This is a genomic window from Bernardetia sp. Wsw4-3y2 (assembly GCF_037126295.1).
Taxonomy (GTDB): domain Bacteria; phylum Bacteroidota; class Bacteroidia; order Cytophagales; family Bernardetiaceae; genus Bernardetia.
On record NZ_CP147017.1, the window covers coordinates 1,707,552 to 1,722,642 of the forward strand.

Consider the following 15,091-nt stretch of genomic DNA (forward strand, 5'->3'; position numbering starts at 1 on the left):
TTTTATTGAGATAAATCTTTTTCTTTGCATTCAGTTTACTCATTACAAAACTAAACAAGACAAAAACATTATGTCAGATATTGCAGCACGTGTACAAAACATCATTGTTGAGAAATTAGCAGTTGAGCCTTCAGAAGTAACTCCTGAAGCAAGTTTTACAAATGACTTAGGAGCAGATTCTCTTGATACAGTAGAACTTATTATGGAATTTGAGAAAGAATTTAACGTTTCTATCCCAGACGACCAAGCAGAACATATTTCTACTGTAGGACAAGCAATTAAGTATTTGGAAGAGCATTCAGCAAAAGCATAAGCAAAATACTATTTGTTTATTTATTTTCTGAACACAATCTATCAGAATTACTTTTTTGAATCAATTACGGATTAGATTTTATAAAAAGTGAAAACGCAGAACAAAAGTGAAGCTCTTTTCATTTTATCAAAATTATTCTTTTTTGATTTGGATTTGTACAAACCTACGGAGTAAATTTGTGTTACTCGGTAGGTTTGTTTTTTTATAAATGATTATATTTGAAAATATTTTTTGACTGTTCTGTTGAAAAGTTAAAATCGAAAAAAGGTTTCACAAAATAATAGAAGTAAATTAGCACTGCTAAATTTTCCTTCTTTTATCTAAAAAAGAAATTAAAACTAACACACAAACACACATCATTCTACCCAAACTACAATCTTATGCAACTTAAACGAGTCGTAATTACAGGACTAGGAGCTATTACACCATTAGGAAACGATGTCAAAACGTTTTGGGACGCACTAGAAGCAGGAAAAAGTGGCTGCGACATGATTACTCATTTCGATACTACTCATTTCAAAACAAAATTTGCTTGTGAGGTCAAAGACTTTGATATTACCAAATATATGGACAAAAAAGAGTCAAGAAGACTTGATTTGTTTGCTCAATATGGTATGGGTGCAGCTTCTCAAGCGATGGACGACTCTGGATTAGAAGTAGGAAAAAATGTAGACGCAGACCGTGCAGGTGTAATTTGGGGTTCTGGAATTGGTGGAATTCATACGTTTCAACAAGAAGTAACTGATTTTAATAAGGGAACAGGTGTACCTCGTTTCAATCCTTTCTTTATTCCTAAAATGATTGTAGATATTGTCTCAGGACATATTTCTATCAAATACGGCTTGCGAGGACCTAACTTTGTAACTGTTTCGGCATGTGCTTCTTCTACCAATGCAATTATTGATTCGTTCAATTATATTCGTTTAGGACAAGCAGATGTAATTGTTTCAGGAGGAAGTGAAGCAGCAGTTATTGAATCTGGTGTAGGTGGTTTCAATGCCATGAAAGCACTTTCAGAAAGAAATGATTCTCCTCAAACAGCTTCAAGACCATTTGATAAAACTCGTGATGGTTTTGTGATGGGAGAAGGTGGTGTTGCTCTTATTTTAGAAGAATTAGAACACGCAAAAGCAAGAGGAGCAAAAATTTATGGTGAAATCATTGGTGGTGGAATGTCGGCTGATGCCTACCACATGACAGCACCACATCCAGAAGGATTAGGTGCAGCCAACGTAATGAAAAATGCACTTAAAGATGCAGAAATTAGTCCAGAAGATGTAGATTATGTAAATGTTCACGGAACTTCTACACCTCTAGGCGACCCACAAGAATTAAAAGCAATTACTACTATTTTTGGAGAACATGCCTATAAAATGAATATCAGTTCTACCAAATCTATGACAGGACATTTACTTGGTGCAGCAGGTGCAATAGAAGCATTAGCATGTGTGATGGCACTAGAAAGACAAGTTGTTCCTCCTACAATTAACTTCGAAACGCCTGATGAAGCAATTGACCAAAAATTAAATCTTACGCTCAATAAAGCAGAAAAAAGAAATATTGACGTTGTTTTAAGTAATACATTTGGTTTTGGAGGACATAATGCTTCGATTGTAATGCGTCGTTATAAAGCATAGTTTTTAGAAATAAAACCTATAAGATTTCAAGAAAATCTTATAGGTTTGAGTATGGTATTTTTTAAACTAAAATATGAGTTGGATTGGTAAAATAGCTACAAAAGTTAGCAAATTTTCTCTTAATGAATCAGATAAAAGGCTCTATAATGCAATTACACGCATTATCGGAACATCGCCTACCAATCTTTCTATATACAAACTTGCTATGCAACATACTTCTGTTGCAAAAGAAAACAAAGATGGTTTTAAAGAAAGTAATGAACGTTTAGAATATTTGGGAGATGCTGTTTTGGGCAGCATTGTAGCACATTTTTTATTCAAACGCTACCCTTATAAAAATGAAGGTTTTCTGACAGATATTCGTTCTAGAATTGTTAGTAGAGCTTCATTAGGAGAGCTTTCTAAGAAAATGGGATTGGATGAAATTATTGAAGTAGACAACAAGCGAAAAAATGCTTATTCTCATAAATCTCTTTATGGTGATGCTATTGAGGCATTTATTGGAGCTGTTTATTTGGATAAAGGATTTACTTTTTGTCAGAAATTTATCGTTAATAGAATTTTGCTAACTCACTTGGATTTACAAACCATTATAGAAACTGATAAAAATTATAAATCTAAACTTATAGAGTGGGCGCAAAAAGAAAATAGAAATGTACAGTTTTCTATTTCGAAAGATAAAGCAGAAAATAATAGCCGTCAGTTTGTAGCACAAGTTTTATTGGATGAAAACCCTATTTCAACAGGAAATGGCTATACAAAGAAAAATGCTCAACAAGATGCAGCTCGTAGAGCTTGTGAAGAGTTAGATATTGATTAATCTTTATGGCTCTTAATATATTTTGGACTGCTAATAATAAAGTTGTTTAAGAATAGGTTGTGTGTATATTTGTTGGTGTCGCTACGCTAAAACAACAACAAAGTCTAAAAAAATCTCTTTTAGCAAAAAAGGCTTTGAAAATAGTATTTTCAAAGCCTTTTTTTATTTTCAATAAACATTATTCACGGTTATTTTTGTATAAGCTGTTTTTGTGCATTCGTTTGCTCACAAACGAATTTGTCGCTTCCTCAGCAGCGTCCTTTTGTTCTTTAATGACTCTTTTGAGGAGACGTTTTTGTTCAGTTCTGAGAACGACGTAGTCCTCAGCGAAGCTAAACACATATGAATAATTAACCGTGATAACATTTAATGCAATTAATACAATTGGTCTAATAGCTGATAATATTTAAGTGAATATCACTCTCATCCATAAAATCTTCCCCTTCTACTCTCATGTCGTCATGGTCTTCTTCAGGGTAATACCAATTAATAGTTATTTGCTTTCCTTCATCTTGAAATTCTTTGAGCAAACGAAACAAATCTAATAAAGCTCTTGAAGAACTTGTATTAAAGTACGAAAGTTTACAATCTAAAACGACTTTTTGATTAGTTTTAAAATACTCTTTAAACCAATTCATCAAATTGTCATAAAACTCAAAAGCATCTTCTAAATAAGATTCTCCTTCAATAAGACAATGCTGAGCATCAGCATCAAAATTTATGTGAGGCACAAAGTAGGCATCTTTTTTACTTTCTACTACTAAATTTTTGCCATTTTCTGTAAACATAATTTATAGTTTATAATTGTGATTTTTTATTTATTTTTCGATAGTCGCAGAAATTATAAAATACGAATTTTTATCATCTACTTCTTTGAATTCTACTTGAAGAGGATGTTCTGACTTGAGAGCTACCTGTATGAGTCCAATATTGCCTCCTTTTTGCTCTTGTGTGCGTTCTATACTTCTAACTTCTTTTTTCAAGGCTCGTAGTTCGTCTACACTAAGAGAATTTATTTGCTCACATTTAGCAATAATTTCTTTTACTTTTTCTGATGGAACAAGATTTCCAGCACTCAAAACAACTTCTGAACCTTCATTATGTATAACGACTGTTCCAACTCCATTATTTTTTTTGTCTTCATGTGAATATTTAATATCCTTTTTTACTTCATCATCATAAAAGAAATTTGACTCCTCAGAATAATAGGCAATATTTTGAGCCAACTCAATAAAAATAGAGAAAAGTTTGGCACTCATGCGTGGATTATCAGTAAATCTACGGCGTAATTGTAGACTAATATTTGCTAAAATATCTTTATCAAAAGGTCCTTTGTAATATAATACAGCACTTTGAGGGTCTAGACGTGTATGATAATCCATCATAGTTGAAACTTATTTTTATGAAAAATTAATTATTAGTAGAATAGGTTATTTGTTATATATTTGATTCTAAACTTTGAAACCAAATACAGTAATATCATCTCGCTGTTCGGTTGCTTTTTGATGATTAGCAAGACGTGTTTCAAAAATTTTCATTTGTTCTTTTGCTGATAAATGTGCTACTTCTAACATGAGTTCTCTAAAACTTTTCTTAGAAAAACTCTTTCTGTCTTCATTTGCTTGATCTGGATATCCGTCAGTAGCTAAAAAGACAGCGTCATTTCTTTGAAGTACAATACTTTCTTGTGTGTACTCTCTCTCATCATCTCGTTTGCCTCCACCAATAGAACGTCTATTGCCTCTGAGTTCGATGAGTTCTTTATCCCTAACAATGTATAGATTTTGTTTGACACCACCAAATGTCAGTTGAGTTTGATTATTTGATATTTCTTCTAGCAAACAAAGCGTCAAATCCATTCCATCATTATTTGCACCTTCTTTTTGATTGAGTTTCTTGACTACTCCTTTATGCAGTTCTTGTAGTATAATATTAGGTTGTAAAATTCCTTTTTGGTTAATAATTTCACTCAAAATATTAGAAGCTACTAAGCTCATAAATGCACCTGGAACGCCATGCCCTGTACAGTCAATCACACCAACAAGTGTTTTATTTTCATGTCTGGATAACCAATAAAAATCTCCAGAAACAATGTCTTTGGGCTTATAGATAATAAAGCTTTCAGGTAAAGTTTCTTTTATTAATTTCTTTGATGGCAATATAGCTTTTTGTATTGTTTCTGCATAACTAATACTTTTAGTGATTTGACGATTGCTAATTTCAAGTATATCTTTTTGGTAAGCTAACACTTCTTGTGTAGTTTGGAGTTCTTCCATGTTTTGGCGCAGCTCTTCCTCCTGTGTTTGCAAGGCATCAAAACTTTCTCTGAGCTTCATATCTTGCGTTTTCATTTTTTGGAATGCTTTTTTGAGGACAGCTTCATTAGAGGCAAGTTTTTCATTTTGTTTTTCTAATGAAATTTTAGCTTCTTCTACTAATTTCTGTTTTTGCGCCATAGCTTCTTGTGTAGCTTCTAGCTCTTCCATATTTTGGCGTAACTCTTCCTCTTGAGCTTGCAAAGAACCTAAACTATCTTTTAATTGATTTTCTTGAACTTTCATTTTTTCGAAAGTCTTTTTAAGAACAGATTCATTAGCAACCAATTTTTGATTATGTTTTTCTAAAGCTGCTTTTGAATCTTCTATAAGAACTTGTTTTTCTCTCATAGCTTCTTGAGTAGCTTGAAGTTCTTCCATATTTTGACGAAGCTCTTCTTCTGTAGCTAATAGTTCTTCTTGTCTAGTTTGAGCTTCTATTTCAGTTGCTTTTTGAAGATTATAATTGCTTGCAATTTTTATTATTCGTACAACTTGTCCAGCTTCATTTTTAATAGGACAATATGCTCCAAAAAGCCATAAATCATTACCTACTTTGGTTTTACATTTAAAAACACCTATATAAGTCTCACCTCTTTCTAGAGTTTCCCATAGTTCATTATATTGTTCTTTATCCTCTTGAGTAGTAGGTATTAAATCAATGTGTGATTTGTCTTGCAACTCATCTACCTCATACTCAAACCATTCAGCTAAAAGAGAATTTACTCGTGTTACCTTTCTATTAGTATCCAGTTCAATATATCCAAAAGCAGAATTAATGGCTTTGAATTGAGCATCTAATTCAGCAAAGGCACTATTAACACGGTCTTGTGTCGTTTCTAGTTCCTCCATATTTTGACGCAACTCTTCCTCTTGTGCTTGTAAGGAAGCAAAATTATCTTTTAATTGGCTTTCTTGCAATTTCATTTTATCAAATGCTTTCTTAAGAATAGCCTCATTATGTACCAGTTTAGCATTTTGCTTTTCTACAGTTATTTTTGACTCTTCTACCAACTTCTGTTTTTGCTCCATAGCTTCTTGAGTAGCTTGAAGTTCTTCCATGTTTTGGCGCAGTTCTTCTTCAGAGGCTTGAAGTCTTTGATTTTGATCTTGAATTGACCTTTCTAAATCTTTTTGAGCTGTAATATCAAGTTGGACAGTAGCTAAAGCAATAGGCTGTTGTGTATTTGGGTCTCTTATAATAAAAATATTAGCAAGCGTATCAATAGGTTGTTTTGTAAGATGATTTTGAAGTCGATGTTCTCCTCTCCAAACACCTTTTTGCATAACAGTTGGTATGATTACTTCTTTTGCTATTATTGCGCTCTCTTTAGTGTGAAATTCTGAAATAAGTCTGCCTTTATAATCTTCCTTAAAGCCAGATAATACTTTACCTTTTTCATTGAGAAATTCTATTTTCCCTTTCAGATCAGCAATAGCCACAAAAGCATCAACCTTTTTGATTATACTTACAAATTTCTCTTGCTCCAACTGAGTAGCTAACAATGCTTTTTGAGTAGCTTGCAGTTCTTCTACATTTTTTCTTACTTTTTCTTGTTCTTCGAATTGCTGTTGAGTTTTGATAGTAATAGTGATGCTATCTGATATACCTTTAACAAAAGCAATATCTTCATCTGTCCAATTTCTATATTTATTTTGAGCTTCACAGCAAATTACACCTGCTAATTTTCCATCTATAAAATAGGGAATATCAAGCATCGATTTTATTTCTAATGGAATTAGATAAGAATCAATAAACTCCACCAAAGCAGGATGATTTTGGGCAAAGTCAGCTACTATATTTTTTTCAGTAATTATATCTGCAAAATACTTTGGAGTATCGTTTTGTGTTATTTGAGCACCTTGAGTAAAAACATATCCATTTTCAGTTGTTTCATATTGTTTTTGACAAATAATTTTGACTTCATTTATAGTATCGTATCGCCAAATGCCTACACGTTCTATATTTAGAGTTTGGGCTACTAGTTTAGTAATTAATTCAAAAGCAACCTCTAAATTGCCTGCATATATATCCTTATTTTTATTTATGTTTAAAAGAGCTTGACTATTTCTCTCTAAAACTTCACTTTTTGTTTTGATTTGTTTGTTAATCTCTTGAATATAGTCTCGTTGAGTTTCTAATTCCTCTAAATTTTGACGCAGTTCTTCTTCAGTAGCTTGTAATTGCTCTTGATTTGCTTGGATTTGATTTTCTTGTTCTTTTCTATCTGTAATTAAATAACGAATAGATAAATAACTAGTAATTTTCTTATTTGTATTTAATATAGGATTAATGACAGTATCGACCCAATAAAAAGAACCATCTTTGGCTTTATTTTTCACATCAGCACGCCAAGTTTTTCCTCTTGTTATGGTTTGCCACATCTTTTGCCAAAATTCTTTTGGATGATATGCTGAATTTACGATTCTATGGTCTTGTCCTAAAAGTTCTTGTTCTGAATATTGAGAAATTCGACAAAACTCTCCATTTACTTTTATAATTTTGCCTTGTGTATCAGCAATAGAAATGATTGCACTTTGATCTAAAGCCTCTGTAATGGCTTTTAACTCTTGTTCTTGATTTTTTGCATTGTCATTTTCTACTCTATCGTTATTACGAAGTATAACTTGTACTAGTTTTTTGTCATCTATTAAAATTTTAGATAAAAATATTTTTACATGTGTTTTTATGTTCTTCTTATTAAGAAAAGTCCATTCAAAAACATCTTTACCTTCTAATAAACATTTATTCAAATGATTCTCTAATTCAAGACTTTCAACCTCATTTTGAGCATTACTTAGAGCAAAATCAGATAATGTTTTATTTATCAGTTCTTGTTCGTCTTCAACTTGAAAAAGTAGCTGAGCCAATTCATTACACAGAATAATTACTCCCTGCTGCAAAACCAAGATTGCATCTGGATAAGTTGTATAGAAAGATTTATATAGTTGTAGTTCGTTACTTGTTCTATTTTGGTTCATGAAAGTAGAATATGATTGTATTTTTTAATAATTATTTTTCACATCATCTAACTAAATCTAAATATTTACTATCCACTCTCTCGCCTCTTCTATATCATCAAAATACTTTGTCATAATTTGTTGTCCCACTTCTTCTTCCATTACTTGTTCAATGGCAAGTTGTGCAAAAAACTCTGTACTCATCACAACAGCAAGTTTACTAAAGCCAACCTCCATAGCAGGAACAAATATATTTTCATTCATCCATTCTTGAACCTTTGGATTTACTACAAAATATAGCTCTTTTGTGTTACCTAAAACTTTTTCTATTTTTTGTTCTAAAATAAATTTTAATAATTCTACATGCTCGTTTTTGTATTCCTCTGAAGTCATATTTGCTGTTGCTGGCAACCATGTTAGTTCTAATAATTTTTGCTCATCAAAAGCATCTATTTGTAAGTAATTACTTTGATATAATTTCATAAAGGGTAAGGGTAAAAAAGCACATAATTATTTTATTCCTAACAAAGAGTAATAACTACCATTAAGTCTAATAGTAAAGCTATTCTGTATTTTAATTTCAATATAAAAAAAAATATACTCTCATAAAACAACTCTCTATAAAAATGTAGAAAAATTCGATGAATTTTTATAGAAAAACCTTTATAACTTTATATTTTATTTTGATTGAAGCAGTGGCGACTTTTATTAAGTCAATATTTTTCTATAGAGAAAAAAATTGACTTGGGTTCTGTTATACTATGATAGATTTCAAATAAATTTCAACTATTTTCTCTATTTTTCCTCTGAATTAATCAATCAATTTCTCGCCTCTTCCATATTATCAAAATATTTTGTACTTACAGAACTTGTATTTGTATCTTCTGTAAACTGGACAATAGCTAGATTAGCAATAAATTCTTTAGGCATTATAAATGCGTGTTTGGAATAATTCGTTGTTTGCAATAAAGGTATTGTAACTGTTGATAGCCCATTGTTGTAATTCAGGAGTCATAGGCAACATAAACGATGAGACATCAGATATTACATAACTGACATTACTTTGTTCTACCATTTTTTTGAAGGTCAAAAGCAGATTTTGAAATTCCTCTCCAGAAAGAACATCTGATTTTTCATTCCAAGTATCTATGAGAAGATTATTTTCCTCCTCCACAGCAATACTTATATAGTCATCTTGATAAACTATTTTTGATTCCATGTTTTTACTAGTTTAAGTAATCAGAATTGCATTTTTTTAGCCCTAACAATAAACTCAAATAAGAGTTAATTATCAAGGCTAAAATCTATTTTATTTAAAAAAACTAGTAATTAATTATCATTCTTAATACGCTCTTCTCTATTGACAATATTCCAAGCTGTTGCAAAAACCAAACGAGTAATTTCCTGCATTTTACCAAAATGAATTTTGTCTACTTCGTCAGTATGTTGGTGGTAGTCAGCATGCACTCCATTAAAATAAAAAATAACTGGAATATCATGTTTTGCAAAATTATAATGGTCTGAACGGTAATAATAACGATTTGGATCATCTTTATCGTTGTAAGTATAATCTAATTTTACATTTGGTGCATACATTTTAGCAGTTGATTCGCTAAGATTGTGTAGTTCGGTTGAAAGCATTGTTGAGCCAATGATATAAACATAATTTGGGTCTTCATTGTGATCTTTATCCATTCTTCCAATCATATCAATATTAAGGTTTGAAACCGTATTTTTGAGAGGAAAAACAGGATTATCAGAATAATAACGAGAACCTAAAAGCCCTTTTTCTTCACCTGTAACAAGCATAAACAGAATGCTTCTTCGTGGCGCATGTCCTTCTTTTTTAGCAAGAGCAAATGCTTCAGCAAGTTCTAAAACTGCTGTCGTTCCAGAGCCATCATCATCAGCTCCATTATAAATTTTTCCATCAATGATTCCTATATGGTCGTAGTGTGCAGTAAGTACAATAAGTTCTTCTTTTTTATCTGTTCCCTCTAAAAAGCCCAAAACATTTTCAGTTTCTACTTTTTCAATTTTCATTTCAGAAGAAACTTTAGCTTTGGCTTCCAAAATAGTTTCGTTTTTCTTATTCCATTTTTTGAATACTTTTTTCCATTTTTTGTCTGTGTATCCCAAAAGATTTGGAAGTTTGTCTTCTGTTGAAAGTGCTGCTAAAAACTCAGGTTTATTTTCCTTTTTTTCTTTTGAAGGAATATCCCATTTTGATTCTTTAAAATAATGTCCATACATTTCATCAAAATCTTTAAATTCTGCCTTTTTAGTTATAAAAATAACTCCTTTTGCTCCTTTTGTCTTTGCCAATTTTCCTTTGTAAGTCATTTGTAAATAAACTGACTTTCTAGCTTCTTCATTTGGAATTAGGCTTTCTTTGTCTTTAGGTGTTCCCATGATGATTACAGCTATTTTATCTTTTACATCAATAGATTTGTAAGAAGAATATCCATTTTCGCCTTCTTCTTCCAATCCATAGCCAGCAAAAATAATATCATGTTCTTCGTCGTTTTTATCTTCTCCAAACGAACTTGCTACAATGATTTCATCTTTAGATAATTCGATTTTCCCTGTGAGTGTTTCGATTCTAAACTCTGCTAATGAAGTTTTGGTAAGTTCAAATTTTTGAAAATAAGAATCATTTACAGGAGCTGTAAGACCAAGTTCTTTGAATCGATTTGCTAAATATTCAGCAGCCATTTTTTGTCCTTTTTCGCCTGTTTCTCTTCCTTCATATTGGTCAGAAGCCAAAATAGAGAGGTGTTTTTTCATGTCTGCTTCATCGATATATTTTAGATAGTTGGTCAGCAGACTATCCTGTTTTTGAACCTTTTGTTGTGCTTGAGCAAAAGGCGAAAAAATGAATAAAAACAAAATTGAACAAGCAATTTTGGAAATAGTAGTTTTTAACATATTTTTTTTAAATGAAAATAAAAGAATTGAAATATTTTAAAATAAGTAGCGCAATTTAATCAATTATTACAAAATTGATTTGTAGAGCGTAAAATATCCATCCTTTATCTAAAAACCCATTTAAAAATCATTTTTTTTATGGAACTTAGAGCTAAAGAGCTTTATACTTCTTTTATCTACCTACTCCAATGCAACGATTTATAGATTACTTGGTGGTTTTTGCAATGAGCATGTTCAAATTTATTTTTGGCTGTGTGGGTGGTGCTGTACGTAATTTTTCCTATTTAGAAACTGTTTTAATTACTGTTTTGGGAATGATGACAAGTGTAGTTCTTTTTACGTTCTTTGGAATTGCCATACGAAATTGGTTTTTTATCGCCTTTAGAAGAAAAAGAAAAATATTTTCTAAACGCAACCGTAGAATTGTAAAAATATGGCGTAAATATGGAATTATTGGAGTTGCGTTTTTGACACCTATACTTTTTTCTCCTATCCTCGGAACACTGATTGCAGTTTCATTTGGAGAAGATAAAAAACGTATTTTCTTTCACATGCTTTGGAGTGCTGCTCTATGGGCGATAATCCTTTCTTATATTACCACCCAGTTTGATATAGAGTCAGCAAAAGAATTGAAAAACTATTTTTTCAAGTGATAAATGGTAAGTTATTAGTGATAAATGAAAGATAAAATTCTACTGTACCCTACTATTTTTGTAGAACACGGATTTTACGAATTATACAGATTAACACAGGTTTTTTTACTATTATTTATTTGAATAAATGTAAAACAGGGTTAAAACCCTGTTCAATTTATAATTCTGCCATTGTCGGTGTCCCCACCGATGATAGTAAAATACAAACAAACTTATGTTATGCTGTATTCCTTTACAATTAATAATTTATCACTTACAACTATTTATTCTACTTCTCTCAATTTCAAGATAAGGTCAGTTTTCAAATCGTACAATCCTTTTTCTAAACCAACAGGATAAGAGTGAGGGTTTGTAAAACGTTTTATACTTCTGTGAAGCGTTTGGAGTTCGTCTTTTACTTTAGCTTGAATGGTTTGGAGGTCAGGTTTTTTATAAACTCGTTTTCCATTTACAAAAATAGGCTTCAAGAGGTCTTTGTATTCTCCTTCTATGCTTGTCATTTTCTTACGACGAGTCATATCCATTGGATCAATGATTGTCCAATTATCTGAATTTGGTTTGTTTTCCTCATCAAAAATAGCATCACCAATACATTCTCCATTCAAATAAAAACGACGAACTTGCTGAATTCCGGGGGTAGAAATTTTGATGGCTTGTTCGGATAGTTTCACTTTGTAATCCCAAGCTGTATTTTCTTTATTTCGTAGAGCAGATAATTTATAAACTCCTCCCAATGCTGGTTGGTCATAAGCTGTAACCATTTTTGTACCCACTCCCCAAACATTGATTTTGGCATCTTGCTGCTTCAAACTATCAATAATATGTTCATCCAAATCATTACTTGCTACAATAGAAGTATCTGTAAAACCTGCTGCATCTAGTAATTCTCTAGCTTTTGTACTCAAATAAGCAAGGTCACCAGAATCCAAACGAATTCCTGCAAACTTATAGCCTTTTTCTTTGAGCTTGTTTCCTACCGTAATGGCGTGTTTTACTCCTTCAACTGTATCATAGGTATCTACTAAGAAAATGCAGTTATTTGGCAAGGCTTCGGCATAGGTTTCGAAAGATTCAATTTCTGATTCAAAGGACATTACCCAACTATGAGCATGTGTTCCTTTTACAGGAATACCGAAAAGTTTTCCTGCCAAAACATTTGAAGTAGCAGCACAACCACCAATATAAGCAGCACGACTAGCAGCCAAACCTCCATCAATTCCTTGCGCTCTTCGAAGACCAAACTCCAAAACTTCTTCTCCTTTTGCAGCCAAACAAATACGAGAAGATTTGGTAGCGATAAGTGATTGAAAATTTACCATATTCAAAAGCAAAGTTTCCAAAATTTGGCATTGAATCAGCGAACCTTTGATACGAATGAGTGGCTCTTGTGGAAAAACTACTGAGCCTTCTTCTACTGCATCTACATCACATGTAAACTCAAGTTGCTGTAAATATTCCAAAAATTTTGGGTCAAAAAGAGCTTTATCGTCATTTCCTTTTAGTGTAGAAAGGTAGGCTACATCTTCATCAGAAATATCAAAATTTTCTAAAAAATCAATTACATAACTGAGTCCACACGCAATAGCATACCCACCTTTGAAAGGATTACGACGGAAAAATAAATTAAAAACGGCTTCTCGTTCGGTCATTCCAGCTTTCCAATAGCCATACGCCATTGTGAGTTGGTACAAATCGGTCAGTAAAGTAAGATTGCTACTGTATAAATTTCTAGTGATTTTCATAAAAAAGTGATAAGGTTATAAAATATGTGGAACTTCTTGTCAATTGAAGAAGCAATATAATAAAACTATCTTAGTGTACGAAAAACACTTAGCAAAAGTTTTTATAAGTTTATAAAAAGTTCTATTTATTTGACTTTAACCCTGAAAAAATTAATTGTTGTTCTAAAAATTTCGTGAAAGAGTTTACTCTTTTCCATTCAGTATTTATTTCAGAAAAATAGTAAACAGTAGGATTGGGAGAACTATCTAATAAGAAATACGCCATTTGATAACCTTGATGCATCCAAAATATAAAAGCATTTTTTGGAAACTCAGAAATATTATTTTCCTCTGCTAACTCTTTTCCCCATTCTTGCAACTCAAAAAGTTCTGGATAAAATACAGAAGAACCTAGCATAAATCGATTAGCACCTTTTCCCATAACTGACAAAAATTCTATATATGCTTTAGGTAAAATAATATCATATTTTTTCTGTAAATTATTTATTTTTTTCTGATTCAATGGTTTGAAATTTTCACCTTTTGATTTCAAAACTTCTACTAATGAAGTTATGTATTGCAAACTGTTTTGTTTCATTATAAATTTTTATTTCACTAAAGTTAAAATTTTTAAGCTATAAAAACTTCAAATTTTAAAAATTAGTGTAATTACAGTATTTTTTTTATTTTTGATAAAATAAATTCCCTTCTTAATTCTTATAAGTATAAATGAAATGAAAAAAATTTTTGAAAACGCACACACAGAAATTTATGATATTAGTGAAGAAATACCTCAAACCGTCTTTGCCTATTGGAAAGGATATTTGATGAGAGATGAAAAAGAGTCTATTCTTGCCTGTGAAGAGTCTCTCAAGTATTTCAAAGACGCAAATATTTTGGTAATGATTTCAGACCATAAAAATTTAGAAGGGGCGACTGTAGAGTTTTTAGACTGGATACATGAATATTACTTTCCTACTTGTGTAGAAAATGGTTTAAAGGCAGAAATAGTTTTAGATTCAGAGCATTTAATGGGCAATGTTTCATTAGAATTAATGTATGATGAGGAAGATATGAATAAAAATTTACACGATAGTGGACTTTATACTCCTAAAATAGATACTTTAGAAAATGCAAAAATATTAGCAAGAAAAATTGTAGAACAAAACTCAAATAATTAATTCAATCTGTCTTATTTCTACTCCTATACAAAAGCCTTTTAAGTAAGGAGTAGAGATTTAGCTTTGTACTCTTCAGCATTTCGAAATTATCATAGTTCTTAAAATTTAAGTCTTTGTCTTGCTATTTCTCTTTATACTCCTCAATCTTCTTCATAACACCACCAACAGGCAAAACACCTCTATCAAAAATATGAACTTCTTTATCTTTCATTTGGATATGTAATTGATTAAAAAGTAGCATTACTTTTTGGGTAGCCATTGCATTTATTTCATTCAAAGGAATCACAAAACCACCTTCAATAGCACTTACACTAAGATTTTCTATCTGAAAATTTCCTTCAAAATAAAGATTTTTCTTTGTTAGATAAAGGATTCCGTTGTACTTATTTTGCGCTGGAGAAAGGTAATGAAAAGTCCATTTTCCTTGTAAAGTTTCGTTTTTTGGGAGTTGGAAAGCCATTTTTTATATTTTTAAACCGTCGTTGAGGTCTGAACTGTCAACGAGGACTATAACAAAAAAACCTCAACGACGGCTTTATGCCTCGTTGACGGTTGTGAAAGT

General features: G+C 31.5%; 14 protein-coding genes. 5 read left to right on the forward strand and 9 right to left on the reverse strand.

Annotated elements, in window-relative coordinates; all coding sequences use genetic code 11:
- The first annotated feature begins 70 nt into the window (after positions 1–70).
- The 3 genes from V9L05_RS06750 (at position 71) to rnc (ending at position 2,770) form a co-directional block, all read left to right on the forward strand.
- A complete protein-coding gene (locus tag V9L05_RS06750) occupies positions 71–313 on the forward strand; it encodes an acyl carrier protein (protein WP_338793958.1) in 243 nt (80 codons plus the stop codon).
- A gap of 380 nt (positions 314–693) precedes the next feature.
- Positions 694–1,950, forward strand: coding sequence for a beta-ketoacyl-ACP synthase II (fabF, locus tag V9L05_RS06755; protein WP_338793957.1), 1,257 nt, complete (start codon positions 694–696; stop codon positions 1,948–1,950).
- Between the two features lie 73 nt (positions 1,951–2,023).
- Positions 2,024–2,770: a ribonuclease III gene (gene rnc / locus V9L05_RS06760; RefSeq protein ID WP_338793956.1), complete on the forward strand. Its 747-nt coding sequence runs from the start codon at positions 2,024–2,026 to the stop codon at positions 2,768–2,770.
- Between the two features lie 389 nt (positions 2,771–3,159).
- On the opposite strand, the gene V9L05_RS06765 is transcribed toward rnc, so the two are convergent.
- The 6 genes from V9L05_RS06765 to V9L05_RS06790 all read right to left on the reverse strand — a co-directional run bounded on the left by V9L05_RS06765 (position 3,160) and on the right by V9L05_RS06790 (position 10,974).
- On the reverse strand, positions 3,160–3,558 hold the full coding sequence (locus V9L05_RS06765) for a DUF1987 domain-containing protein (protein ID WP_338814886.1): 399 nt from the start codon (positions 3,556–3,558) through the stop codon (positions 3,160–3,162).
- Between the two features lie 30 nt (positions 3,559–3,588).
- Positions 3,589–4,155 carry a SiaB family protein kinase gene (locus tag V9L05_RS06770; protein ID WP_338814887.1) on the reverse strand — a complete coding sequence of 189 codons (567 nt, stop codon included), beginning with the start codon at positions 4,153–4,155 and terminating at the stop codon, positions 3,589–3,591.
- Between the two features lie 66 nt (positions 4,156–4,221).
- Positions 4,222–8,067: a PAS domain S-box protein gene (locus V9L05_RS06775; protein ID WP_338814888.1), complete on the reverse strand. Its 3,846-nt coding sequence runs from the start codon at positions 8,065–8,067 to the stop codon at positions 4,222–4,224.
- Positions 8,068–8,124: 57 nt separating this feature from the next.
- Entirely contained in the window at positions 8,125–8,529 is a 405-nt protein-coding gene (locus V9L05_RS06780) for a hypothetical protein (protein ID WP_338814889.1), read from the reverse strand.
- A gap of 439 nt (positions 8,530–8,968) precedes the next feature.
- The gene (locus V9L05_RS06785) at positions 8,969–9,265 is read right to left on the reverse strand and encodes a hypothetical protein (RefSeq protein WP_338814890.1); all 297 of its coding nucleotides are present in this window, start codon (positions 9,263–9,265) and stop codon (positions 8,969–8,971) included.
- A 110-nt stretch (positions 9,266–9,375) separates the two neighbouring features.
- Positions 9,376–10,974 carry a M28 family peptidase gene (locus V9L05_RS06790; protein ID WP_338814891.1) on the reverse strand — a complete coding sequence of 533 codons (1,599 nt, stop codon included), beginning with the start codon at positions 10,972–10,974 and terminating at the stop codon, positions 9,376–9,378.
- A 188-nt stretch (positions 10,975–11,162) separates the two neighbouring features.
- Here V9L05_RS06790 and V9L05_RS06795 point away from each other — a divergent pair, with 188 nt between their 5' ends.
- Positions 11,163–11,627, forward strand: a complete 465-nt coding sequence (locus tag V9L05_RS06795) for a hypothetical protein (protein ID WP_338793949.1) — start codon at positions 11,163–11,165, stop codon at positions 11,625–11,627.
- Positions 11,628–11,890: 263 nt separating this feature from the next.
- Here V9L05_RS06795 and V9L05_RS06800 read toward each other — a convergent pair whose 3' ends face one another.
- On the reverse strand, positions 11,891–13,369 hold the full coding sequence (locus tag V9L05_RS06800) for a nicotinate phosphoribosyltransferase (RefSeq protein WP_338814892.1): 1,479 nt from the start codon (positions 13,367–13,369) through the stop codon (positions 11,891–11,893).
- A 121-nt stretch (positions 13,370–13,490) separates the two neighbouring features.
- On the reverse strand, positions 13,491–13,946 hold the full coding sequence (locus V9L05_RS06805) for an SMI1/KNR4 family protein (protein WP_338814893.1): 456 nt from the start codon (positions 13,944–13,946) through the stop codon (positions 13,491–13,493).
- A gap of 136 nt (positions 13,947–14,082) precedes the next feature.
- Between V9L05_RS06805 and V9L05_RS06810 the strand changes: the two genes are divergently transcribed.
- Positions 14,083–14,529: a hypothetical protein gene (locus tag V9L05_RS06810; protein ID WP_338793946.1), complete on the forward strand. Its 447-nt coding sequence runs from the start codon at positions 14,083–14,085 to the stop codon at positions 14,527–14,529.
- Between the two features lie 121 nt (positions 14,530–14,650).
- Here the strand turns inward: V9L05_RS06810 and V9L05_RS06815 are convergent, their stop codons facing one another.
- Entirely contained in the window at positions 14,651–14,989 is a 339-nt protein-coding gene (locus V9L05_RS06815) for a GRAM domain-containing protein (RefSeq protein ID WP_338814894.1), read from the reverse strand.
- Positions 14,990–15,091: the final 102 nt, after the last annotated feature.

What these genes read in the sequence shown, in the direction of transcription:
- V9L05_RS06750 (WP_338793958.1), top strand. Translation starts at nt 71, where the DNA reads ATGTCAGATATTGCAGCACGTGTACAAAACATCATTGTTGAGAAATTA.
- fabF (WP_338793957.1), top strand. Translation starts at nt 694, where the DNA reads ATGCAACTTAAACGAGTCGTAATTACAGGACTAGGAGCTATTACACCA.
- rnc (WP_338793956.1), top strand. Translation starts at nt 2,024, where the DNA reads ATGAGTTGGATTGGTAAAATAGCTACAAAAGTTAGCAAATTTTCTCTT.
- V9L05_RS06765 (WP_338814886.1), bottom strand. Translation starts at nt 3,558, where the DNA reads ATGTTTACAGAAAATGGCAAAAATTTAGTAGTAGAAAGTAAAAAAGAT.
- V9L05_RS06770 (WP_338814887.1), bottom strand. Translation starts at nt 4,155, where the DNA reads ATGATGGATTATCATACACGTCTAGACCCTCAAAGTGCTGTATTATAT.
- V9L05_RS06775 (WP_338814888.1), bottom strand. Translation starts at nt 8,067, where the DNA reads ATGAACCAAAATAGAACAAGTAACGAACTACAACTATATAAATCTTTC.
- V9L05_RS06780 (WP_338814889.1), bottom strand. Translation starts at nt 8,529, where the DNA reads ATGAAATTATATCAAAGTAATTACTTACAAATAGATGCTTTTGATGAG.
- V9L05_RS06785 (WP_338814890.1), bottom strand. Translation starts at nt 9,265, where the DNA reads ATGGAATCAAAAATAGTTTATCAAGATGACTATATAAGTATTGCTGTG.
- V9L05_RS06790 (WP_338814891.1), bottom strand. Translation starts at nt 10,974, where the DNA reads ATGTTAAAAACTACTATTTCCAAAATTGCTTGTTCAATTTTGTTTTTA.
- V9L05_RS06795 (WP_338793949.1), top strand. Translation starts at nt 11,163, where the DNA reads ATGCAACGATTTATAGATTACTTGGTGGTTTTTGCAATGAGCATGTTC.
- V9L05_RS06800 (WP_338814892.1), bottom strand. Translation starts at nt 13,369, where the DNA reads ATGAAAATCACTAGAAATTTATACAGTAGCAATCTTACTTTACTGACC.
- V9L05_RS06805 (WP_338814893.1), bottom strand. Translation starts at nt 13,946, where the DNA reads ATGAAACAAAACAGTTTGCAATACATAACTTCATTAGTAGAAGTTTTG.
- V9L05_RS06810 (WP_338793946.1), top strand. Translation starts at nt 14,083, where the DNA reads ATGAAAAAAATTTTTGAAAACGCACACACAGAAATTTATGATATTAGT.
- V9L05_RS06815 (WP_338814894.1), bottom strand. Translation starts at nt 14,989, where the DNA reads ATGGCTTTCCAACTCCCAAAAAACGAAACTTTACAAGGAAAATGGACT.